A 21,468-nucleotide genomic window follows, 5' to 3' on the forward strand; every position below is an offset into this window, starting at 1 on the left:
TCAAACCGTCAACGTCTTTACTTGAGCGGCACCACCGGCCCGGGCCAGATCCACCGCCGTAGTCGCTCGATAGGTCAACACGCTGGAACTGCGATCGTGGCGGGAACGCTCTGATACTCCGGCGGATACGGACGGATGCAGTTGTGGCCATTCGGGTATCGACTGCGCCTTTATCCGATCAATCACCGTCTGTGCCAGACGTTTTGCAGCGCGAAGATCCGCTCCGGGCAACAAAAGCATAAACCGTTCAAAACTGATCTGCCCGCAACGATCCTCGTCACCCAGTTCCGCTTTCACTATGTCTTGTAGCCAACGATGAACAGCGTCTACCGCCGGCTGACCGAACTGTTCTCGCACGTCCGATAAATCATGAACATCAAACACCACGACTGACAGCGGCGATCGATGCCGTTCTGACTGATCGAACATCAGCCCGGCCAAACTCTCCATCATTTTAAAGCCCGCGCTTTTCACCGACTCACTGATCGCCGAGTACTGCTGTAAAATCCGCATCTGCCGCATTTTCCGATGCAACGACAGACTCACAGCAATCAGGCTCAACATCAGCACGGCAATGACAATGAGTAATAGCTGTTGAATACGGTTTTGCGCGGCAATGGTTTCCTGCTGTTCACGATTTTCGCTCGCCAGGCGCTCAGTTTGGGTCTGATACATGGCATTTTCCGAGTCGATGCGAATCTGAGTAATCAGCGATTGTTGTTCCTGAGCCATAAGCTCCGCTTCAACCTGCCTGAGTTGCTCAGAGAGTTCGTAAGCCTGTTCCATATCGCCTTTGGCATAGGCGATGTATTTGCTCGCGTCCATCACAGCGGCCTGCGTCTGAGAGGGCTCGGGTCCGCCAAGTCGTTGCTGTAAAACATCCAATCGCGAAAGCGCCTCTTCAGCGAGCGTAAAATCGTCGACATCGGCGGCCACATACGCTGAGGTTAACCAGAAATCAAAGCGATAAGCAGCGTCGAGAATCACTGACAACCCTGATCGGGCTTCTTCCAAAGCCTCATACGCCTGAACGTAACGACCGGTCAGGCTGTAGATATTGGCGATGCCCATGTTTCCAAAGAACACCGCAGTCGGGTCACCCCAACGCTCGGCTCGCTCCATAAAGAGCTCATAGGTTCTTAGGGCAGCAATGAACTCACCGGCTTCTTCCAACACGGCTGCACGGTTGTAGAGCATGCTGGACAGGCTGACGTTGTTGTTCTCTGTGGTGTAAATCGATTCCGCAACGGCGTACTGCCGAAGAGCACCATCGGTGTCGCCCATATAGCTGAGAATATTCCCGAAATGATTGTACAGATCACCCACCAGAAACCGTCGAGTGACCGAATCACTGATGTCATTGGCCCGATTCACGTATTCCAGCGCTAACTCATACTCGTCTCGGGTCAGAGACAAGTAACCGATCAACGCATTCAGCGCCGACAACAGCGCATCAAACTCACCACTTTGCTCAGCGACTCTGAGTGCCGCCCGATATCCAGACTCCGCCACAGCCAACTCGTCATTCACTTCGCGAAATACGGCCTGCAAAACCAATAGATTCACCAAGGTGTAAGCGTCGGCATGCTCTTTCAGGTCTAAGCCCTGCTGCAACGACGCCTGGGCCGCCTCATAGTCAGCAAAAATAAGGTGATTCTCAGTCAGTAACTGGAAATAACGGGCCTTATGGCGCAAGGGCCAGTCATCGATCACTTTATCGGAGAGTAAGTTCAGAACCTGATGGGGACTTTCGTACAGTCGATGTTCAAGCTCGGACCAGTTCAGTAGATCAGTCCTCGAGGGTTGAGCCATGACAGGCACAACGGCGCAGACGATCAGGCAACCAATCAGAACTTTCATACGACGACAGAATGCATGGATCACTTCAGTGTTCCTGACTAATACTTTCCGACATCCGTCGGGCGGTTTGGCGTCCATGCAGCGGTGAATAGGTTAGAACCGGTCATCCGGGACCGGCAGAGTATGTTCAGGACTCAAGTACCATAAATGAGTCGCGATAGTAGGCCAGTTCGGCAATCGATTCCTTGATATCGTCCAGTGCCCGATGCGATCCGGCTTTTTTCACACCGTTCAAAAGCTCGGGACGCCAGCGCGCCGCCAGCTCTTTCAAGGTACTGACATCGATGTTGCGATAATGGCAATAACTGTCCAGCGCTGGCATATATCGGATCAGGAAGCGTCGATCCTGCCAGATTGAGTTACCGCACAGAGGCGAACAGCCGGGTTCTACCCATTGCTCAACAAACGCCAGTGTCTCGGCTTCAGCCTGCGCCACTGAAATAGAACTGTTCCGTACTTTTTCAGTCAGCCCGCTTTCACCGTGATGGGTTGTGCACCATTCATCCATGCCATCGAGCACGGCATCCGACTGATGTATCACCAGAGAAGGACCTTCTGCGAGTACGTTCAGATCTTTATCGGTGACTATGGTAGCGATTTCCAGAATCTGGTCGGTTTCCGGGTTCAAACCGGTCATTTCCAGGTCGATCCAGATCAGGTTGGACTTTTTCTCCATCAATACAGGCCTTTAGGTAGAAAAGAAGTTAAACTGCGCGCCAGAGTATAACTGAATGCCCCCTGCCACGCATGAGCAAACGAAAACTCAGCCGACAACAACAGTTCCGGATCGATCGTATTCAACGCGAACGCCTTGAACGAGCCCAGAAGAAAGACCGCAAAGCCGATGAGAAACTCAACGACGGTGGGCTCAGCGATCCGGAAAGTGGACTGATCATTGCCCACTATGGCGCCACCATCGATGTCGAAAGTCAAAGCGGGGAAGTATATCGCTGTCACGTTCGCAGCAACCTGCCAGCCCTCGTCACCGGCGATCAGGTAATCTGGCACCGGGACGACGATGGCACCGGTGTGATCAGCGCGGTGGAACCGAGGCGTTCCATTCTGACCCGTCCGGACACTCGAGGACGTCTGCGCCCGGTGGCGGCGAATGTTGATCGGATCATTCTGGTGGTCTCCCCCGCCCCGCGAACGCCGGCCAATCTGATTGACCGCTACCTGGTGGCGACTGCACACGACGATATTCTGCCGATTATTCTGTTGAACAAGCAGGACCTGCTCGATCAGGCACCGGAGATGGCAACCGAACTTGAGCAATACGAAGCCTTAGGCTATTCAACTGTCCGCGCATCCGCCAAAGAAGACAAAGGTCTGGAAACCATTCAATCCCTGGTTAAAACAGGTAACAGTGTGTTCGTTGGTCAGTCCGGGGTTGGCAAATCGTCGATCATTGACCGGCTGCTGCCCGATGAAGACCTGAAGGTCGGTCAGATCTCAGAATCGACTGGTAAAGGCCGGCATACAACCACGACGGCAAGGCTTTACCATATCCCGACCGGTGGTCAGCTCATCGACAGCCCGGGCATCCGGGAGTTCGGCCTCTGGCATACCGCTCCGGAAGATCTGGACAAGGGCTTTCCTGAGATTTACCGTTTTGCCGGAACCTGTAAGTTCCGGGACTGTACCCATACCCACGAACCCGGATGCCGGGTCAAACAGGCTGTTGAGGAAGGCGACATTCTGGCCCGCCGCCTGGACAGCTTTTTGTCCATCCGGGATTCGGTAGATGAAGTCACCATAAGGGAGCTGTAGTCATGACCGAACCAACGTCAGATACACCGTCCGAAACAGGAGTCATCCGGCTCGATTCCGCAGACGGCTTCGCCCAACACAGTTGTGAAGTGCTGGCGAATGCGTTGCGAACCATAAACATTGTCAGTACCGACCTTGAACGTACCTGGTTGGGGCATACGGAGGTCGTTGATGCCCTTAAGAGAGCGGTTATTAAAAACCGCCGTGTCCATGTCCGGATTCTGCTGACCGAACCCGGCGACGCCATTGCGCAAAAACATCCGCTGATTCCGTTAATCAAACGTTTGTCGCGTATGGAAGCCCGCGTTATCGAGGACGACATTCTTGATAAGGTGCCACTGAAACACACGTTTCTGACTGTGGACCGGTCTCGTGTCGTGTTACGTCAGACACAGGATGAGTTTATTGGATTTGCCCATTACGACGATCGACCAACCGTCAGTCAACTGCAGGATACCTTTGATCAGTATTGGCGCTATTCCCGGCAGCATCCGGACCTCAGATTTGTGAACATCTGACGGCAGACTCAGCGATCAGGGCTGAACACGATTGTTGAACCGCACGGCGTTGCGGAACCGAAACACCTGTTGCCCAAAGGGGTAGTCGAACGACAAGCGCATCAGCTCCGGAGTGCCATTGCAGTCATCAAGCCGTGTCCGACGCAGCTCAACACGCCGATCGTCCGTCACGGTCAGATAAAAATCCCCCGGTTGAGTACAGCCAAACGTCATCACCGAAACCTCAAGCTGGTTGGCCGTGATGACGGGGTTGAACAATACCTCGGCGCGCTCAGTTTCCGGCTGCAACAACGTACAGCGACTGAGTAATAACACCGAAAGCAGTGCCCAAACGACCCTTTTCATCGACGCCGCCCGAATAGCAATAACACTCCAGCCAACCATGAAACCAAACCGAAGGCTCCAATCGTAATCGGCGAGTCGTTATTGCCCATCCGATGGACGGTGCCATCTTCAGCGATTTCGGCCATGCCGTCGACCTGAACGCCACCGGAGCGAATCCAGTTGCGGAAGGCGTAGACATCGCTGTAGACCCCGTAGCTCTGCACTTGATCTCCGCATGGCACCGGCCCAAAACTGACGACGCCAAGCAGGGTGTTGGTTGCCGGGTCGATAAGGGGGCCACCACTGTCGCCCTGACAAGAATCCTGACCAGGGTCACCTGCACAGATCATCGTTGACGAATCGTAGTTCGATCCGAAGAACGAAGCACAGGTTGCGTCGCTGGCCGCTTTCAGATCAACCTGCAAGAGGTCTGCGCTTGCTTCAAAATCGGACTCGTGGGAAAGGACATTACCATGCCCCATCACACGCACATTATTCGGCGTCCCCGTGGCGGCAAGTGTCGAAAACTGATCACTCGACGGCAAAGAAATCGAGTTCGCAGGCCAAGTTATCGCAATGCCATTAAACGTATCTGGCAATGTCAATACAGCGATATCGTTATCGAAAGCATTCGCAGAATAGAAAGGATGAACCTTAATGTTCTCGACGGGGACAGGAATCGGATCGTCACTTCCGGTGTATATTGTCCAGCCAGTGAAATGGAAGTTATTTGATACAGTCGTTTCTTTAGAGGCACTACCTTCACACCGATAAACGCTAACATTCTGATCGGCGCAAAACTCATACTGCATGCCGTTGTCGGTATAGTTTCCGACTAAGACATACAGATTACCGGTTGAAGGCAAGCTGTCGACGCAATGGGCCGCCGTCACAATCAGACCATCGCCGATATAAGCCCCTCCACAAAACGCATTCCAGCTGAACTGGTTACCACTCGGCGGTTCATAGCCCGTGCGGCCGGTTTGCCAATCGTAGGCCACCAGCAGCGTCGTGAAAAAATCGTAGTTCCCGGGATTTACGCGCTCACCGTCGATGATACGCGGGTCAATCTGGGCATGAACCAGTGCACTGGCACTCAACAGGGTGGCTAAAACAGCATGTCTGATCATTAAAAATTCGCTTCAAATCAACTGGACAATAAAATAAACCATCTTGGCCGATTTCGCGACTCACTAAAGGCAGGATTGTGAACTCAACAAATGATTTAGGTTCTACGGTGAGGGCGTTAATTAAAAAAAAGCCTGAAACGAACCTAAAGTTGTTTGGCGCTCACAAGGCGAGGGCTCAAAACAACTTCGCCCCACCCTGCTCCAAATTATTCAGCAGATGGCGAAGACGGATCTGTCCGCCTTCTTTCAACCGCGCACGCCCGTGTCGTGCCCAAAGGCCGTATTCCTCATTGGTCAGACGGCACTTTTCACGAACGTCATCCAGCGTAGGATCATGATGAATGGGCATATTGATAAAGAACTCCCATTCATTCTCGGTTAACTCACCATCGAGCATTCGAGTCAGTACCGATTGCACATGCGCTTCATCCGGCCGGTAGACCGGTGTTCGCCCCAGCATCATCGCCAGTGCCACACCGCCTACGACCAGAAAAGTCACCACAAACACAACGAGAAACTCCGCCATTCAGCCTCCTCGACACATTTCAGTCGGTTCCGGCTCCCAAAAACACACGGTACCGCCTGGAAGCCGTTAACCGTCGGTCATGTCAGCCGAGCCAGACCCGGGCATTGCGGAACATCCGCAACCAGGCACCATCATCCTGCCATTGGTCGGGACGCCAGGAGTTGGTCACGGCACGGTACACCCGTTCCGGGTGCGGCATCATGATCGTGATCCGGCCATCCTGGCTGGTAAACCCGTTCATCCCGCCCGGAGAGCCGTTCGGGTTGAGCGGATACTGCTCGGTCACCTGACCATAGTTGTCGACGTATCTTAGTGCCAGCAGCCCCTGCTGATCCGCCAATGCCTGATGCTTCGCATCACGGAACTCAGCGCGGCCCTCGCCGTGGGCAACCGCAATCGGCATGCGCGATCCCGCCATGCCCTGCAACAATAGGGACGGAGACGGCGTCACTTCAACCATCACGGTACGGGCTTCAAACTGCTCAGACTGGTTACGAACAAAGTGTGGCCAGCTTTCGGTTCCCGGTATCAGTTCACGCAGATTCGAGATCATCTGACAGCCGTTACAAACACCGAGCGCAAAGGTTTTCGGATCCGCAAAGAAGCGTTCAAACTGAGCGCGCGCACCATCGTTAAACCGAATCGATTTAGCCCAGCCTTCGCCGGCGCCAAGGACATCACCATAGGAGAATCCGCCGCAGGCAACCAGGCCGTTAAAGTCCGACAACGAAGCCCGGCCGGATAGGATGTCACTCATGTGCACATCCACGGTATCAAACCCGGACTTATCGAACGCGGCGGCCATTTCCAACTGACCGTTCACGCCCTGCTCTCGCAACACGGCCAGCTTCGGTCGCACACCCGTGTTCACATAGGCGGCGGTGATGTCTTCGTCAACATCGTAGGTCAGTGCTGTATGCAGGCCCGGGTCATTGGCGTCTAACCAACGATCGTACTCCTGCTGGGCGCAATCGGTGTTATCCCGCAACGCCTGAATCTGATAGCTGGTCTCACTCCACATGCGCAGTAAATCTGTCCGCGGCTTCACGTAAAGTTCTTCACCTTCGGCGATGATGCGCACAAAGTCGTCATCATTGACGCGGCCAATCACCGCCGAGCAATCACCGAGGCCTGCGGCCGTTAACTGCTGCAGCACGGCGGCCGTATCATCGCTGCGTACCTGAATCACCGCGCCCAGCTCTTCACTGAATAGAGCGGCCAGAATATCTTCATCTGAGAAACGCTCAGCTTCTATGTCGACACCCACGCGTCCGGCAAACGCCATTTCCACCAGCGTCGTAAAGACACCGCCGTCCGACCGATCGTGGTAGGCCAGCAGACGATCGTCCGCCAACAGTCCCTGAATGACCGCCCAGAAAGCTTTTAAGTCTTCTGCATCGTCGACATCCGGTGCAGCGTCACCGACCTTGCGATAAACCTGAGCCAACGCACTGCCACCTAAACGGTTTTGACCACGCCCTAAATCAATCAGGATCAGGTCGGAACCCGCCGGGTCATTACTCAACTGTGGGGTGACGGTTTTTTCAACATTCAGTACCGGGGCTACGCCAGTCACAATCAGGCTCAATGGCGCGGTGACCGACTTTTCACGACCGTCTTCCTGCCAGGTGGTGCGCATGGACATCGAGTCCTTACCTACTGGAATTGTCAGGTCCAGTGCCGGACATAAATCCAGGCCCACGGCTGCAACCGTGTCATACAAAGCTTCGTCTTCACCGGGATGACCGGCGGCGGCCATCCAGTTAGCCGACAACCGCACCTTCGCCATGTCACCAATGTGGGTAGACGCCAGGTTGGTTAGTGTCTCGGCAACCGCCAGTCGACCGGAGGCGGCAGGATTAACCAGTGCAACCGGCGTTCGCTCACCCATCGCCATGGTTTCGCCTGTGGTGGTGTCCAACCCAGACGTAGTCACAGCCGCGTCAGCCACCGGAATCTGCCAAGGGCCAACCATCTGATCCCGGGCCACCATTCCGGTAATAGAACGGTCACCTATGGTGATCAAAAAGCTTTTACTTGCCACAGATGGCAGATGCAGGACACGATCCACCGCATCGGAAATATCAATGCCTTTGGTGGTAAAGGTATCGCGCTCAAAACTGACTCGATCAAACGACCGCGACATTTTAGGCGGCTTGCCTAGCAACACGCTCAATGGCATGTCGACGGCTTTGTTTTTGAAATGTTCATCGTTCACCGTAAGGTGGCCGTCCTCGATCGCGGTACCGATGACCGCGTAAGGGCAACGCTCACGCTGACAGAGCGCATCAAAGCGGGCCATGTTTTCCTCAGCAACAGCCAGTACATAACGCTCTTGAGATTCGTTACACCAGACCGCCAATGGCGACATGCCCGGCTCATCGTTGGGAATATTGCGCAGTTCAAAATCGCCACCGCGGCCGCCGTCAGCGACCAACTCCGGGAAGGCGTTTGACAGACCACCGGCGCCGACATCATGGATGAACGCCAACGGGTTCTGTTCGCCCAGCGCCCAACAGCGATCGATCACTTCCTGGCAGCGTCGCTCCATTTCCGGGTTGCCCCGTTGAACGGAGGCAAAATCCAGGTCTTCATTGCCTTCGGCACTGTCCACAGATGACGCCGCACCGCCACCAAGACCAATCTGCATGGCCGGGCCGCCCAACACGATCAGGCGAGCACCGACTGGAATGTTGTCCCAGGCTTTATCGACATGCTCTTCTTTAATGTTGCCGTAGCCACCGGCAATCATAATGGGCTTGTGGTACCCGCGAACTTCAGAGCCATTCGCGCCGGTGACAGCCTGTTCAAAGGTACGGAAATATCCGACCAGGTTCGGGCGCCCAAACTCATTGTTAAAGGCCGCACCGCCAATCGGGCCTTCGAGCATGATATCGAGAGCACTGACAATCCGTCCTGGGCGGCCATAAGCGCTTTCCCAAGGCTGCTCAAAACCGGGAATCCGCAAGTCAGAGACGGTAAAGCCCGTCAGACCCGCCTTAGGTTTGCCCCCCGCACCAGTGGCACCTTCATCCCGGATCTCACCACCGGCACCGGTGGCTGCCCCGGCAAAGGGCGCAATGGCGGTTGGATGGTTGTGCGTTTCGACCTTAAACAGAATGTGAATGTTTTCTTCGTGATAGCGATAGCTGTGTTCAGCGTCCGGGTAGAACCGCCCACCATGAAACCCTTCGATAACCGAGGCGTTATCTTTGTAGGCCGATAACACCCCGTTACTGTTGTTCTCGTAGGTATTCTTAATCATTTTGAACAGAGACCAAGGCGAGGCTTCCCCATCAATGGTCCAATCGGCGTTAAAAATCTTGTGTCGGCAATGCTCTGAGTTAGCCTGAGCAAACATCATCAACTCGACGTCGGTTGGATTCCGACCAAGACCCTGGTATGCCGACACCAGATACGCCATCTCGTCCTCGGCTAACGCCAGGCCAAGTGTGCGGTTCGCCGTCGCCAGGGCATCAAACCCATCGGCTAACACATCAACACGGGTCAACGTCTGCGGCTCGTGATGCGCAAATAAATCGTCCTCGACCGGGTCACGATAATAAACAGACTCAGTCATACGGTCGTGCAGCGCCGCTGCCGCCACTTTCAGTTCCGCGTCAGTCAGTTCTGCCTCTGCCAAAACCCAATAACGCGTACCGCGCTCTAAACGAACGACATTTGAAAGTCCTGAGTTATGGGCAATATCGGTGGCTTTGGTGGACCAGGGTGAAATGGTCCCTGCGCGCGGGGTCACCACAATCGATTGACTGTTATGCGTTTCCTTCTGGGCATCCGGCCCATAGGTCAGCAGCTGATTCAAAACGACTGTCTGTTGCTCATCAAGCGTTTCGCGCAGCTCTGCAAAATGCACGTATTCAGCGTAAACATCGGTAATGGCCGGAACGAGGGAAGACAATTGTTGACGAAGGCGTTCCCGGCGAAACGGGGAAAGAGAAGGGTTTCCACGAAGCGTAAGCATCTATCAGAACCTGTATCAGCGGGTTAGAAGGGATCGTAAAAATCGGCGCGTATGGTATAGGATTTCAGGTTAAAATGGCAGATACGGTCCAACTGAAAATTCACATATGCGCATACTTTGGGTTAATCCGGTCGCGAACGTCGTCAAACTGCTGCTTATCTTGTCCATCGGGTCAATTTTTATTGCGGTGGTTGCTCGAGGCTTTGACTGGCGAAATCACTGGGAACAAATCGAAAGCCGGGGCTATCTGTCCGTCGCGGTTCGGGAAAGTGAAGGCATCTATTGGCCGGAAGGCAACGAACTGACCGGATTTGAACATGACCTGATTCTCGAACTTGAACGACACCTGGGACTGCCGATCCGCGTGTTTGCCGTTCGAGACCTGGATGATCTTTATCGCGCGTTGGAGGTCGGTGCTGTGGATATGGCCCTGCCCGGCACTAGCCACGGTAACGACCTCAGCTTCCCGACCAGCATCCCGTACACTTACACAGACATCGGTCTGGTCTCCTCTCCCGATGGTGATGACCGGGAGTTACTGCCTACCGGCTTACTGGACCCCTTGGCACACGCTCAGGCCGCCGAACAGCTACTGAATGACGATCCCCAACGGACCGCCGTTTATGAACAAGGCCGACTCAGTGCGGAGCTTTTTACTCTGGTGGATATGCAGGAACTTCATGCCGCCATTGTTGATGAGCGGGACTTCCAGCTGCAGCAGACCGTCTTTCCAACGCTCGATTTCCAACCCCTGTCATCCGAAAGCCGCCCGATCAGTGTGATCTTTCAGTCAGAAGAAGACACCACATTGCAAAACCGGGTGAACGATGTCCTTCAGCTTTTCAGTGAGAGCGGCATGCTCACACAGATGCTGGACCGGTACTTTGGTGAGGCTCTGGAGTTCGACTATGTCGACAACCTGACGTTTGAAAAACACCTGAACGCCCGTCTGCCACAATATGAATCGATGTTCCGGGAGTACGCCGCGCAATATGGCATCGATTGGCGATTGCTGGCGGCCGTGGCCTATCAGGAAAGCCATTGGCGAGCGAATGCACGCTCACCCACCGGCGTCCGCGGGCTGATGATGATTACGCTGAACACAGCAGCCGATATGGGCATTACCAACCGCCTCGACCCTGAGCAAAGCACCCGAGCCGGAACTCAGTACCTGACCTCATTGAAAGGCCGCATCCCGGCCCGGATTACCGAGCCGGACCGAACCTGGTTCGCCCTGGCGGCCTACAACGTTGGATTGGGCCACCTGGAAGATGCCCGCAAGATCACTGAACTGCTGGGCGATGATCCGGACAAGTGGATTGATGTACGCAAACACCTGCCCAAGCTTGCCCTGAAAGACTACTACCCCTGGACTCGCCACGGCTATGCGCGTGGCGCCGAGCCTGTCGTATACGTAGCCAACATTCGGCGCTTTTACGACACTCTGAAGAAGCTTTATCCGCAACAGGGGGAAGTCGTCGAACCGGATCGGCTGGATGCGTTACCCGAAGCGACTGTCCCGGTTTTTCCGGGACAGTAAAACAGCCGCTAAAACGTTAGCTGAAACCCGCTTGTCCAACGCCAGTTACGCTCGTCAGACCAGTGAATTAACTCAGAATAGCTGGTCAACGCGGGTGACAGTGGCTGATACAACCCGACAGACCAACGCGTCACGTCATCCGGCCGCTGGCCATAACCAAAAGTGGTTTCTAACGCGTCCGGACTCAACGTCAGGAACAGGTCCCATTCGAGCGTACCGTCCTGAGCGCCCCAGATGGCTGATATTTCGGTATTTTCACTGTTCCAGGTAATCTCATTCCCCCAGAAGGCAGGCTCGTCCGGACGCTTGCGATAGGTGACGGCGACATGACCTTCCGGCGTCTCTAACTTGGCGGCTGCGTGCCAGGGCAAGTCCGACTGATCTTCGGTCAGAACCCACTGTGTCGCAATGCGAAGGTACTCACCGGAACGGGCTTCCAGGCGCACCGCCTGCTGCTCACTGTCCGTAAAGTTCTGGCTCAGACCGATGCCACGGGTCGGCAATGACATCAAACCTCTTACGGCCGACTCCAGGTAGGAATACTCCAATGTTGGTATCTGCCCGGCCTGAATGTTCAGGAACCCCTGCTGCCAACCAAGATAGGCAAAACGCTGACCCAGTTCGACGGAACTGCTGGCGTCCGGAGCCACTGCAAAACTGAGAACCCCGTAGAAACGGCTGGACGCAAGAGTTTCTACCGCTGAAATACCAAAGTGGCTGGACGGCATTTGAATGGACCAGTCACCAGAGTCGGAACTACTGGGACGATGATATTCAGCCTGTACCTGAAGCTGTGCGTTGGGCTGCACTTCAACAGCCACACTCATCGCAGATAAAGAGATTGCGCCAATCAGAGCGAAGCCTCGGCGGATTGCTAGGTTAGTCATCAGTTAAACACCACCGTTTTATTGCCATGAACCAGAACACGATCTTCCAAATGCCAGCGCAAGCCGCGCGCCAACACGGTTTTTTCGCAGTCCTTGCCCAAACGAACCATGTCTTCAACGACATCTCGATGCGTGATGCGCACGACATCCTGATCAATAATCGGTCCGGCATCCAAATCGGCAGTAACATAGTGGCAGGTTGCGCCAATCAACTTAACGCCGCGGTCATGCGCCTGGTGATAGGGCCGGGCGCCGATGAACGATGGCAGAAAACTGTGGTGAATATTAATAATCCGATGACGATAACGCTGACAAAGCGACTCCGGCAGAATTTGCATGTATCGAGCCAGTACAACGGTTTCCGCGTCGGCAGCGTCCACCAACCGTTCAACCTCATCAAAGTGTACTTGTTTGTTATTCGGGTCCACTGGCACATGATGAAAAGGAATACCATGCCACTCAACCAGACTGCGCAGGTCTTCGTGATTTGAAATAACACAGGGAATATCACAGGCCAGATCACCACTGTGCCAGCGGTTCAGAATATCGGCCAGACAATGGCTATCTTTTGAACACATCAGCACGATCCGCTTTGGCGCGCCTGTATCCGTTACCTGGAAACTCATATTGAGATCTTTCGCGATCGGAGCAAAGGTCTCAGCCAGTTTGTCGGCACCAAAAGGTAACGAGCTGGCTTTAATTTCGTTACGCATAAAAAACCACCCCTGCTCCAGATCGGCATGGTGGTTCGCTTCAAGAATACTGCCATTGTACTGCGCCAGAAATCCGGACACTCTGGCGACAATCCCGACCTGATCAGGACAGGACATTACTAAACGCAAAACGCGCTCCATATAAACTGCTCCACATCGTCTGCACCGGGATTTCCAAGCCGGAAAGGCACGAAATCCCGGACTTTGCGCTGGTTTCCAAAAACTGAAAACTCCGCCCAAAAACTGTTTCCACAAAAGCGGCAATGATATATGATGCGCCGTCCTTTGACGACTGGAATCTGCCTCGCGCACCCTTTAGTATCGGGCTTCCGGCCGCCCCGGGCACAATCTGCCAATGAGATGATCTCAGGCAAGATTGCATCTGCTATCTATTAACGGAAGTCGCAGCAACTGATTGAATAAACTAGAATCAGAACTGCGAACATAAAACGGGAAACAGCTATGCTGACTGAAGAACAATTGTTAGCCGCCCCAGAAGACGATTACATGAATGAAGAACAGCTCGAGTTCTTCCGCGACCTGTTGAGTCAACAGGCAAAAGAAGTTCGTGAATCTCTGGCGAGCGCACGTGAGCAGCTGGCCACATTTGAGAACGAGCCTGACGAACTCGATAAAGCCAGCATTGAAGAAGAACGACGTATGGCGCTGCGTTTTCTGGACCGTCAGACAAAACTGCTGCCTAAAATCGACCAGTCGCTGAAGCGCATCGAAGAAGGTGAATTTGGTTTCTGTGAAGTGACCGGTGAGCCGATTGGAATCAGACGGTTACTGCTGCGACCTACCGCAACATTGTGCGCTGAAGAAAAGCAGCGCCAGGAAATGAAAGAACGTAATTTCCGAGACGCCTAAGGCCCTCATTCTAAAAAAGCCCCGCGATTGCGGGGTTTTTTTGTATACGCTCCTCAACCACCCCGCCCCTCGTTTTACATGTGCTCCTCTGCGAACCAGAGAAACGGCATTAACTTTGCTGAAGTGCAGTAACAAAAGTTCTCTACAGCGAGCATTACGTGGAAATCATCAGCCAGGGGATACAGTCTTATCAGACAAATCAGACTCATGCCGGATGGGTTGAGTCGACGGAAAGTCACGCGATTTCTGACTCAGACACGCATCAAGAACCGACCGTCAACGAAGACCGGGTCTCGCTCAGTCAATCTAAAGTTGTATTTGATTGGATAGCACAGTCGTTTCCGAACGGCCGGCAACAACCGGAAGATGTTATCCGTTTAAATCAACAGCTGTTTGACTATCAGATTTTCTCGCTTGAGGACATACAGACGGTCAATCAATTGCTTGAAGGGTCTGCCGATACCAGCCTGGATCAACATCTGGAAGAGGCCTTAAAGGGATCAACATCCTATCAGGAGCGTCAATCCCTTAGCCACATAAGACAGGTTTACGCGACATTAGACGCCAGCCAGCAGTTCGCAGCGTGACGCCATTGCAGATCAGATGAACTTTTTAATTTCAGCCAACAATTCCGATTCATCGACCGGTTTTACCATAAAGCCTTTGGCACCTTGTCGTTGGCCCCATACCCGATCGGTCTCCTGATCTTTCGTGGTGACCATGATCACCGGAATGTCTTTGGTTTCCGGATCTTGGGTTAACTTTCGGGTTGCCTGAAAGCCATTCAGTTCTGGCATGACAACATCCATCAAGATCAAATCCGGTTTTGCACTCTTTGCCATTGCCACACCACTGGCACCGTCTTCCGCAACCAGATGGTCAAAGCCATGCTTCTCCAGAATTTTGGTGAAATGGGCAATCTGACTGGGAGAATCATCAACTATTAAAATTGTGGCCATGACTGGCTCCTCGCTGCACTTCGTTAAGCTTTTCAATAAACGTTAGAATAGTCAGTTTACCTTTGCCTGCAAGCAAAAGACATGACTAATCACAGGGTTCAGCCTGATTGCGTGGAACTGTTCTCATCCGGGGTGAACAGCCTCTAACGCAGTTACAAAAAGAAACCGTTCTGATTAGCAAGAATGCCAATCCACTGCTAGCTTTTAAAACGGTGTTATTAAACGAAGTAAGCTGCCATGATTAAAAAAGAAAACATTCTTGAGTCTGCAAGAAAAGTACTGACAGAACAGGGCATCAATAAGCTGTCGCTGAGAAAAATAGCCGCTGAAACCGGCTGTGCTGCCCCGTCTATCTATTACTACTTCAAAAACAAACAGGAAATTGTTGCTGGATTATGGGAAGCCGTTGCTCCGAGCCTGGAGCAGAGCATGAACAGTGCTGCGGATAAACATCAGGCCTATTCAGCCTTTTGGCTGGCACGACCGGATGATTTTCGGCTCTTTATTACCAATGCAGAATATTTTCCGTTTGTGGCGGATACCGATGCGTATCGCGCTTTGAAGGCGCAACTGGGCAACGATCTGTATCAGCTCAACGGTAAGTTGATGGAGCAGGTGTTCATGCAACAAACCAGTGAGACGCCAGCGGCATTTTAAAGATGAAAGACAACAGGCATGGTTTCTGAGGCCGACAACCATGCCTGAGCGGTCTTCATTGACTCAACAAACTCGATTCGAGACTGGCCCGATTGCCTTGTGCGGTTGCAACAGGCCACAGCTCCAGTTGATCCTTGCTTTGTTTTTCTTCAAAACGGACCCCAAGACCCAATAACCGCACGCCTCGGTGACTCTTCTGGCACGCTGCTTTCAGCAGCTGCTCATAGCTGGCTCTCAAGCATGGTAAGCCCCGCTCCATCGTCGTGGTTGAAAAATCATTAAACCGGACTTTAACAAACACACCTTTGATCGGTAATGGGTCTTTCGCAGCCAGTCGTCGGTTTAACGTGTCCAATAGAGGGGTCAACTGGGTCAAACATGCCGATTCACCGGCGAGATCGGTGTCGAAGGTATGTTCAACACTGAGCGACTTACGGTCGCTGCGCACGCCAACAGGTCGATGATCAATCCCACGAGCCCGCTGATACAGCCATAATCCACTTTTACCAAAATACTGCGTTAACCTTGGCAACGACCACCGAAGCACGTCACCGCAAGTGTGTAAACCATGCTCCGCCAGCTTCTGTGAGAACTTACTGCCGACACCGTTTATTTTTTTCAGAGGCAGACTGCTTAAAAACTCATCAACGGCCTCCGGCGAGATTGAGTACAGCCCATTAGGCTTTCGCCATTCTGAGGCAACTTTAGCGAGAAACTTGTTCGGTGCAATTCCGGCTGACACCGTAATGCCGGTTTCCTGAACAATTTCCTGACGAATATGCTCGGCCAACATAGACGCGCTGCCGCCAAACCAGGTTGAGTCAGTGACGTCTAAAAAAGCCTCATCCAGCGACAACGGTTCTATCCGGTCGGTATAGCGGCTGAAAATTTGCCGGATCTGCTCTGATACAGCCCGATAAACATCAAACCGGTGTGGCTGAATGATCAACCCCGGGCAGAGAGACAGAGCTCGACGACTGGGCATAGCCGAATGCAGACCATAGTGACGCGCTTCATAGTTACAGGTAGAAAGAACAGAGCGGGGGCCCTGCCCACCCACAGCCACCGGCCGACCGCGCAGTTCCGGGAAGTCGCGCATTTCCAGCGCAGCGTAATAGCAGTCGCAATCGATGTGAATGATTTTCCGGGACATTGCACCAAACCTGTATGCTTATACAGTTAATTGTAAGTACAAAGGCCCAAAAAGCAAGAGCGCCACCGGAGTGACGCTCTCTGAAGAGTCTAAAGCTGTAAGACCGCTTGGCCTAAGAAAACGTTAACGAACGTCTTCGCCTTTCGCCTGCAGGTCAGCATGATAGCTGGATCGAACCAACGGTCCTGATGCAACGTTCTGAAAGCCCAGTTCGTATCCAAAGTCTTCCAATTCTTTAAACTCATCCGGGTGCACGAAGCGGTCCACAGCGAGGTGATGTTTGGACGGTTGCAGATATTGTCCAATCGTCACCATATCCACGTTGTGTGCGTGAAGGTCACGCATCACTTCTTTCACTTCTTCCAGTGTTTCGCCACAGCCCACCATTAATCCGGATTTGGTCCGAACCTCCGGTTTTGCCTGTTTGAAAGCCTTCAACAGGTCCAAGGAATGCTGATAGTCCGCACCCGGACGAACTTTTTTATACAGTGAAGGGACGGTTTCCAGATTGTGGTTAAACACATCTGGCGCACCCGTTGCCATAATCTCCACCGCCGTCTCAAGCCGGCCGCGAAAGTCAGGAACCAGTGTTTCAATTACAATGCCCGGGCTAGACTTGCGAACTTCAGTTACGCAATCGGTAATGTGCTGCGCACCACCATCGCGAAGGTCATCACGGTCTACCGAAGTGATCACCACGTACTTAAGACCCATGTCTCCAATGGCAGCTGCCAACTCACGCGGCTCGTTTTCGTCCAGCGCATTGGGGCGGCCGTGGGCGACGTCACAGAAAGGACAGCGACGGGTACAGATGTCCCCCATAATCATGAAGGTTGCCGTCCCATGACTGAAACACTCGCCTAAGTTCGGACAGCTGGCTTCTTCACACACCGAGTGCAGCTTGTGACTGCGCAGTTTTTTCTTAATCCGACTGACTTCTGGTGAGGCCGGCATACGCACACGTATCCAGTCCGGCTTTTTCGGCATGACCTCGGTTGGGATCACCTTAACCGGAATGCGGTCAGTCTTATCGGCACCGCGGAGCTTAACGCCCCGTTCTTTTTTCGGCTTGGCAGTGACATTAACGGATTCAGACATAGGTTACTTCCAGATCGGAGTTAGGTTCAGCGTTTGAGAAAACGCCGCCACCCACTGTTGTTTAATGAGTGTCATATCCGGGCTTGGAACAAAATCGACGATTTGTGTCATCTCCATACCCGCATATCCGCAAGGATTGATTCGTTGAAACGGCTCCAAATCCATATCAACGTTCAGGGCAAGACCATGAAAGCTCTTGCCTTTCTTAATTCTCAGACCCAGTGAACAGATCTTGCGATCGCCTACATAGACCCCCGGCGCGTCTGGCCGGGCCGCACTGTCTATATCATAAGTCTGCAGAACGTCCACAATACTACGTTCTAACGCGCTGACCAGTTTACGTACATCAGAACCGATCCGGCTCATGTCAAGCAGCACATACGCCACCAGCTGCCCGGGACCGTGATAGGTCACCTGCCCACCCCGATCCACCTTAACCACCGGGATATCACCAGGGGCTAACACATGCTCTGCTTTTCCGGCTTGGCCCTGTGTAAAAACCTGATCATGCTCCAATAACCAGATTTCATCGGTCGTTTCGTCGGTACGTTCCAGCGTAAAACTCTGCATCTTGTGCCATGTGCTTTCATAAGGCACACGCCCGAGATCACAAATCAAGACCGGGTGCGACGTTGCAACGTCGGTCATAGCACCATTTTCACCATGCTATTGCCCTTGAGCTCTACAAAAAGAGCCTCAAGATGCCCTTCCTCTTCGATCCGCATCCGAATCGTCAGGCTGACAAAGTTCCCGTTTTTGCTTGGGTTTTCAGAGAAACGAGCTTCATGCACCGTGCTGTCGTATTTTTGCAGAACGCCCGCCACAAAAGGCTTATATTCCGGTACCGCATCACCAACGATTTTGATGACATAATCATCGCAGGGAAACTCAATTTTTGGTGCATCTTCCGAGTTCATGTTCATCCTCCTGTGCCTCAACTGCTGAACAGGTTAGTAAAAAACAGAAGAATCAGATCCCAGATGCGGGCAAAGAACCCGGCCTGCTCTACCGTTTTCAACGCAACGACGGGCTGTCGTGAAACTTCTTTGTCATCCACATAAACAATCAGTTCACCCAATGCATCTCCAGCCGCCACTGGCGCTTTGATCACAGAGTCAATGCTCAACTCCGTACGAATCATGTCTTCGGCGCCACGTGCGATGGTCAGTTTGAGATCGTCCGTCAGGCCCAATGACAGCTCTTTAGTCGCCCCACCCCAGATACGCATGGTGTGCAGTGACTCACCACCCTGATGAACCTCTGCGGTCCGGAAGAACCGGAAACCATAGGTTAGCAGTTTCTGAGTTTCCTGTGCCCGTGCATCTTCCGAGCGAGTCCCCATAACGACGCTGATCAAACGCATGCCATCGCGCTCTGCCGAGGCGGCCAGGCAATATCCGGCTTCTTCCGTATGACCGGTTTTCAGGCCATCCACATCCGGGTTGGTTCCCAGAAGTCGATTACGATTCGGTTGCGCCGACACCGGACCGTACTTAAAGCTACGTTCAGCATACAGCGGATAAAACTCCGCGTTATCGTAGATCAGCGCCTGCGACAACAAGGCCAGATCGTAAGCGGAGGAGTAGTGCTCCTGGCCATTTTCCGGAGGCAATCCGGAGGCGTTGGAAAAATGTGTATTGATCATGCCGAGATTTTCGGCGTACTTATTCATCAACTGAGCAAACAGGTCTTCAGTGCCGGCGATATGCTCAGCCAATGCTACAGAAGCGTCATTACCAGACACAATAATCACACCTCGAAGCAGGTCTTCAATGGTGACCAAATCCCCGACCTCGATAAACATACGCGAGCCCGGCATTTGCCAGGCTTTCTTGCTGACCAGAGTCTCATCGGTCAGCTCAAGGCGACCTTCCAGAATTTCACGTTCAGCAATATAGCTGGTCATCAACTTGGTCAAACTGGCCGGCGGCATCTGTTCATGCTCATTGTGCGCTACAAGCACCTGGCCGGTTTCGGCATCCATCAGGATGTAGGAAGTGGCCGCCAGTTGTGGCGCGGCGGGTATGATCGGTTCTGCCAAGGCACAGGTTGCAGTGATTCCGATTAAGAAAGTCCCCAAACGCTGTAAGTGTCGATGAATGTTCACGCTGATTCCCATGTTTGATGATCTGATACGAGCTGGAGCAGCCAATGGGCGGCTGATCTTCGTGCTAAACGGTCGCACATTGTACCAGCCGTTCATTTTTTTACACCCTCACAGGCTGAGCTTATCGGGAATCTTACAGTCCCCATTTAGAACGAGCAGAGCGTGTAAAAAGTTTGAGGATAATCTGGCTTTACAGGCGGCGATCAAGTCCTCCGCCAGCAAAGCGTTAGAAATGAGCTATCAGGGGATGGCCACCAGCAGAGGCTTACCGAAATCCTGACCGGAATAGGTTTGTTGCAGCTCCACGGCTCGATCGTAACGAACAGGCCCGATTCGTACCCGATAAAACTGATCGTGATAAACCGCGACGCGATCTCTGAGGTCTGCACTTAACCGTTGTTTCAGTCGGATAGCCGAGTCTTGCTGACTGAAGGCACCGACCTGCACATAGTACGAAGCCGTATCGAGGACCTGATCGGTGAGCGCTTCCACCCGCACGCGCGCCGTTCCTTTGTCGTGATACCCCAGTTTCACCGCGGCGGCATAGGACAAATCGATTATCCGGCCATCATGAAACGGCCCCCGGTCATTCACCCGAACATTTATCGATCTGCCATTATCCAGGTTGGTCACCCGCACCCAACTCGGAAGCGGTAACGTCTTATGCGCGGCACTGATGAGATTCATATCGAAAGTTTCACCATTCGATGTGCTGTGTCCATGAAACTTCGCCCCGTACCAGGACGCGATACCCTCTTCCCGGTAGCCATCTGCACTGGCCATAATTCGATAGGTCTGACCATTAACCGTGTAAGGGGATTTATTACCATGACGAGACAAAGGCTCTTTTCGCGGTGTCGTCAGGGCTATCTGATCTTCAGTCAGGGCAACGTCAGGCGCCCGATCCTGAGCGATAGAGTATCGACTCGCCTGAGGATCATCGATCAGTGTTTCATGCGCAACGAACTTGCTTGAGCAGGCATTCAGAGCAAGCACTGCAATGCCTGCTCACCAAAGGAATAGAAATGACGGTTCATGACGCTGGTTTACTCCGCTATTGCCGCTGCCAGATCAACGACGGCCATGGTATAAGAAATAGATCGATTATAGCGGGAAATGCTCCAGAAGTTCCGATAACCCAACCAGTATTGCTGGCCTTCATCAGTATCTAATCTCACCGGAAAACATACCAGTCGGTATCAAACGCATCTTCGATTAACCAACCCGCGGCGACACGTCCGCAAACTTGCGATCGCGTGCAAAGGAGTAATTTTCAGCGTGGTCTCATCCGCCTCAAGACGTACTGATATGGGCTGACACGCTTCCACCGTTTCCTCAGTATTGGAACGATCCATGGATCACAGCATCGACAGA

General features: G+C 53.0%; 22 protein-coding genes. 6 read left to right on the plus strand and 16 right to left on the minus strand.

Annotated elements, in window-relative coordinates; translation table 11 throughout:
* Together MED297_RS17665 and orn are read right to left on the minus strand one after the other, a co-directional pair.
* Positions 1–1,884 carry a diguanylate cyclase domain-containing protein gene (locus tag MED297_RS17665; protein WP_161599316.1) on the minus strand — a complete coding sequence of 628 codons (1,884 nt, stop codon included), beginning with the start codon at positions 1,882–1,884 and terminating at the stop codon, positions 1–3.
* A gap of 103 nt (positions 1,885–1,987) precedes the next feature.
* A complete protein-coding gene (gene orn / locus MED297_RS17670) occupies positions 1,988–2,536 on the minus strand; it encodes an oligoribonuclease (RefSeq protein WP_008047353.1) in 549 nt (182 codons plus the stop codon).
* A 71-nt stretch (positions 2,537–2,607) separates the two neighbouring features.
* On the opposite strand from orn, the gene rsgA reads away from it, so the two are divergent.
* Together rsgA and MED297_RS17680 are read left to right on the plus strand one after the other, a co-directional pair.
* Positions 2,608–3,630: a small ribosomal subunit biogenesis GTPase RsgA gene (gene rsgA / locus MED297_RS17675; RefSeq protein WP_008047354.1), complete on the plus strand. Its 1,023-nt coding sequence runs from the start codon at positions 2,608–2,610 to the stop codon at positions 3,628–3,630.
* A gap of 2 nt (positions 3,631–3,632) precedes the next feature.
* Positions 3,633–4,148 (plus strand): DUF7931 domain-containing protein, encoded by a 516-nt coding sequence (locus MED297_RS17680; RefSeq protein ID WP_008047355.1) that lies wholly within the window; start codon positions 3,633–3,635, stop codon positions 4,146–4,148.
* Positions 4,149–4,163: 15 nt separating this feature from the next.
* Here the strand turns inward: MED297_RS17680 and MED297_RS17685 are convergent, their stop codons facing one another.
* From MED297_RS17685 to purL, 4 genes are all read right to left on the minus strand, one after another.
* Positions 4,164–4,493: a hypothetical protein gene (locus MED297_RS17685; protein ID WP_008047356.1), complete on the minus strand. Its 330-nt coding sequence runs from the start codon at positions 4,491–4,493 to the stop codon at positions 4,164–4,166.
* A complete protein-coding gene (locus MED297_RS17690) occupies positions 4,490–5,602 on the minus strand; it encodes a S1 family peptidase (RefSeq protein ID WP_008047357.1) in 1,113 nt (370 codons plus the stop codon). The genes MED297_RS17685 and MED297_RS17690 overlap by 4 nt, the downstream gene beginning before the upstream one ends.
* Positions 5,603–5,777: 175 nt before the next feature.
* Positions 5,778–6,128, minus strand: a complete 351-nt coding sequence (locus tag MED297_RS17695) for a hypothetical protein (RefSeq protein WP_008047358.1) — start codon at positions 6,126–6,128, stop codon at positions 5,778–5,780.
* Between the two features lie 82 nt (positions 6,129–6,210).
* On the minus strand, positions 6,211–10,110 hold the full coding sequence (gene purL, locus MED297_RS17700; RefSeq protein ID WP_040557597.1) for a phosphoribosylformylglycinamidine synthase: 3,900 nt from the start codon (positions 10,108–10,110) through the stop codon (positions 6,211–6,213).
* A gap of 106 nt (positions 10,111–10,216) precedes the next feature.
* Between purL and mltF the strand changes: the two genes are divergently transcribed.
* Positions 10,217–11,650, plus strand: a complete 1,434-nt coding sequence (gene mltF, locus MED297_RS17705; RefSeq protein WP_008047360.1) for a membrane-bound lytic murein transglycosylase MltF — start codon at positions 10,217–10,219, stop codon at positions 11,648–11,650.
* An 8-nt stretch (positions 11,651–11,658) separates the two neighbouring features.
* Here the strand turns inward: mltF and MED297_RS17710 are convergent, their stop codons facing one another.
* Together MED297_RS17710 and purU are read right to left on the minus strand one after the other, a co-directional pair.
* Positions 11,659–12,537 carry a hypothetical protein gene (locus tag MED297_RS17710; protein ID WP_008047361.1) on the minus strand — a complete coding sequence of 293 codons (879 nt, stop codon included), beginning with the start codon at positions 12,535–12,537 and terminating at the stop codon, positions 11,659–11,661.
* On the minus strand, positions 12,537–13,391 hold the full coding sequence (purU, locus tag MED297_RS17715; protein WP_040557598.1) for a formyltetrahydrofolate deformylase: 855 nt from the start codon (positions 13,389–13,391) through the stop codon (positions 12,537–12,539). Before purU ends, MED297_RS17710 begins: the two co-directional genes overlap by 1 nt.
* A gap of 321 nt (positions 13,392–13,712) precedes the next feature.
* Here purU and dksA point away from each other — a divergent pair, with 321 nt between their 5' ends.
* Together dksA and MED297_RS17725 are read left to right on the plus strand one after the other, a co-directional pair.
* Complete coding sequence (dksA, locus tag MED297_RS17720) at positions 13,713–14,120, plus strand: RNA polymerase-binding protein DksA (RefSeq protein ID WP_008047378.1); 408 nt, start codon at positions 13,713–13,715, stop codon at positions 14,118–14,120.
* A 158-nt stretch (positions 14,121–14,278) separates the two neighbouring features.
* The gene (locus MED297_RS17725; RefSeq protein WP_008047380.1) at positions 14,279–14,707 is read left to right on the plus strand and encodes a hypothetical protein; all 429 of its coding nucleotides are present in this window, start codon (positions 14,279–14,281) and stop codon (positions 14,705–14,707) included.
* Between the two features lie 12 nt (positions 14,708–14,719).
* Here the strand turns inward: MED297_RS17725 and MED297_RS17730 are convergent, their stop codons facing one another.
* Entirely contained in the window at positions 14,720–15,079 is a 360-nt protein-coding gene (locus tag MED297_RS17730) for a response regulator (RefSeq protein ID WP_008047383.1), read from the minus strand.
* A gap of 237 nt (positions 15,080–15,316) precedes the next feature.
* Here MED297_RS17730 and MED297_RS21580 point away from each other — a divergent pair, with 237 nt between their 5' ends.
* Entirely contained in the window at positions 15,317–15,736 is a 420-nt protein-coding gene (locus MED297_RS21580; protein WP_008047385.1) for a TetR/AcrR family transcriptional regulator, read from the plus strand.
* A 55-nt stretch (positions 15,737–15,791) separates the two neighbouring features.
* Here the strand turns inward: MED297_RS21580 and dinB are convergent, their stop codons facing one another.
* The 7 genes from dinB to MED297_RS22175 form a co-directional block, all read right to left on the minus strand.
* Positions 15,792–16,889 carry a DNA polymerase IV gene (gene dinB / locus MED297_RS17740; protein WP_008047387.1) on the minus strand — a complete coding sequence of 366 codons (1,098 nt, stop codon included), beginning with the start codon at positions 16,887–16,889 and terminating at the stop codon, positions 15,792–15,794.
* A gap of 123 nt (positions 16,890–17,012) precedes the next feature.
* Entirely contained in the window at positions 17,013–17,987 is a 975-nt protein-coding gene (gene lipA, locus MED297_RS17745; protein ID WP_008047389.1) for a lipoyl synthase, read from the minus strand.
* A gap of 3 nt (positions 17,988–17,990) precedes the next feature.
* On the minus strand, positions 17,991–18,635 hold the full coding sequence (gene lipB / locus MED297_RS17750; RefSeq protein WP_008047390.1) for a lipoyl(octanoyl) transferase LipB: 645 nt from the start codon (positions 18,633–18,635) through the stop codon (positions 17,991–17,993).
* Positions 18,632–18,904, minus strand: a complete 273-nt coding sequence (locus MED297_RS17755; protein WP_040557599.1) for a YbeD family protein — start codon at positions 18,902–18,904, stop codon at positions 18,632–18,634. Before MED297_RS17755 ends, lipB begins: the two co-directional genes overlap by 4 nt.
* Positions 18,905–18,921: 17 nt before the next feature.
* The gene (locus MED297_RS17760) at positions 18,922–20,094 is read right to left on the minus strand and encodes a D-alanyl-D-alanine carboxypeptidase family protein (RefSeq protein WP_237613465.1); all 1,173 of its coding nucleotides are present in this window, start codon (positions 20,092–20,094) and stop codon (positions 18,922–18,924) included.
* Between the two features lie 240 nt (positions 20,095–20,334).
* Complete coding sequence (locus MED297_RS22670) at positions 20,335–21,090, minus strand: septal ring lytic transglycosylase RlpA family protein (RefSeq protein WP_008047393.1); 756 nt, start codon at positions 21,088–21,090, stop codon at positions 20,335–20,337.
* 50 nt (positions 21,091–21,140) lie between these two features.
* Complete coding sequence (locus tag MED297_RS22175) at positions 21,141–21,272, minus strand: lytic murein transglycosylase (protein WP_202594571.1); 132 nt, start codon at positions 21,270–21,272, stop codon at positions 21,141–21,143.
* Between the last annotated feature and the right edge of the window lie 196 nt (positions 21,273–21,468).

The organism is Reinekea blandensis MED297, from assembly GCF_000153185.1.
Lineage (GTDB): Bacteria > Pseudomonadota > Gammaproteobacteria > Pseudomonadales > Natronospirillaceae > Reinekea > Reinekea blandensis.

What these genes read in the sequence shown, in the direction of transcription:
- orn (WP_008047353.1), bottom strand. Translation starts at nt 2,536, where the DNA reads ATGGAGAAAAAGTCCAACCTGATCTGGATCGACCTGGAAATGACCGGT.
- rsgA (WP_008047354.1), top strand. Translation starts at nt 2,608, where the DNA reads ATGAGCAAACGAAAACTCAGCCGACAACAACAGTTCCGGATCGATCGT.
- MED297_RS17680 (WP_008047355.1), top strand. Translation starts at nt 3,633, where the DNA reads ATGACCGAACCAACGTCAGATACACCGTCCGAAACAGGAGTCATCCGG.
- MED297_RS17685 (WP_008047356.1), bottom strand. Translation starts at nt 4,493, where the DNA reads ATGAAAAGGGTCGTTTGGGCACTGCTTTCGGTGTTATTACTCAGTCGC.
- MED297_RS17690 (WP_008047357.1), bottom strand. Translation starts at nt 5,602, where the DNA reads ATGATCAGACATGCTGTTTTAGCCACCCTGTTGAGTGCCAGTGCACTG.
- MED297_RS17695 (WP_008047358.1), bottom strand. Translation starts at nt 6,128, where the DNA reads ATGGCGGAGTTTCTCGTTGTGTTTGTGGTGACTTTTCTGGTCGTAGGC.
- purL (WP_040557597.1), bottom strand. Translation starts at nt 10,110, where the DNA reads ATGCTTACGCTTCGTGGAAACCCTTCTCTTTCCCCGTTTCGCCGGGAA.
- mltF (WP_008047360.1), top strand. Translation starts at nt 10,217, where the DNA reads ATGCGCATACTTTGGGTTAATCCGGTCGCGAACGTCGTCAAACTGCTG.
- MED297_RS17710 (WP_008047361.1), bottom strand. Translation starts at nt 12,537, where the DNA reads ATGACTAACCTAGCAATCCGCCGAGGCTTCGCTCTGATTGGCGCAATC.
- purU (WP_040557598.1), bottom strand. Translation starts at nt 13,391, where the DNA reads ATGGAGCGCGTTTTGCGTTTAGTAATGTCCTGTCCTGATCAGGTCGGG.
- dksA (WP_008047378.1), top strand. Translation starts at nt 13,713, where the DNA reads ATGCTGACTGAAGAACAATTGTTAGCCGCCCCAGAAGACGATTACATG.
- MED297_RS17730 (WP_008047383.1), bottom strand. Translation starts at nt 15,079, where the DNA reads ATGGCCACAATTTTAATAGTTGATGATTCTCCCAGTCAGATTGCCCAT.
- MED297_RS21580 (WP_008047385.1), top strand. Translation starts at nt 15,317, where the DNA reads ATGATTAAAAAAGAAAACATTCTTGAGTCTGCAAGAAAAGTACTGACA.
- dinB (WP_008047387.1), bottom strand. Translation starts at nt 16,889, where the DNA reads ATGTCCCGGAAAATCATTCACATCGATTGCGACTGCTATTACGCTGCG.
- lipA (WP_008047389.1), bottom strand. Translation starts at nt 17,987, where the DNA reads ATGTCTGAATCCGTTAATGTCACTGCCAAGCCGAAAAAAGAACGGGGC.
- lipB (WP_008047390.1), bottom strand. Translation starts at nt 18,635, where the DNA reads ATGACCGACGTTGCAACGTCGCACCCGGTCTTGATTTGTGATCTCGGG.
- MED297_RS17755 (WP_040557599.1), bottom strand. Translation starts at nt 18,904, where the DNA reads ATGAACTCGGAAGATGCACCAAAAATTGAGTTTCCCTGCGATGATTAT.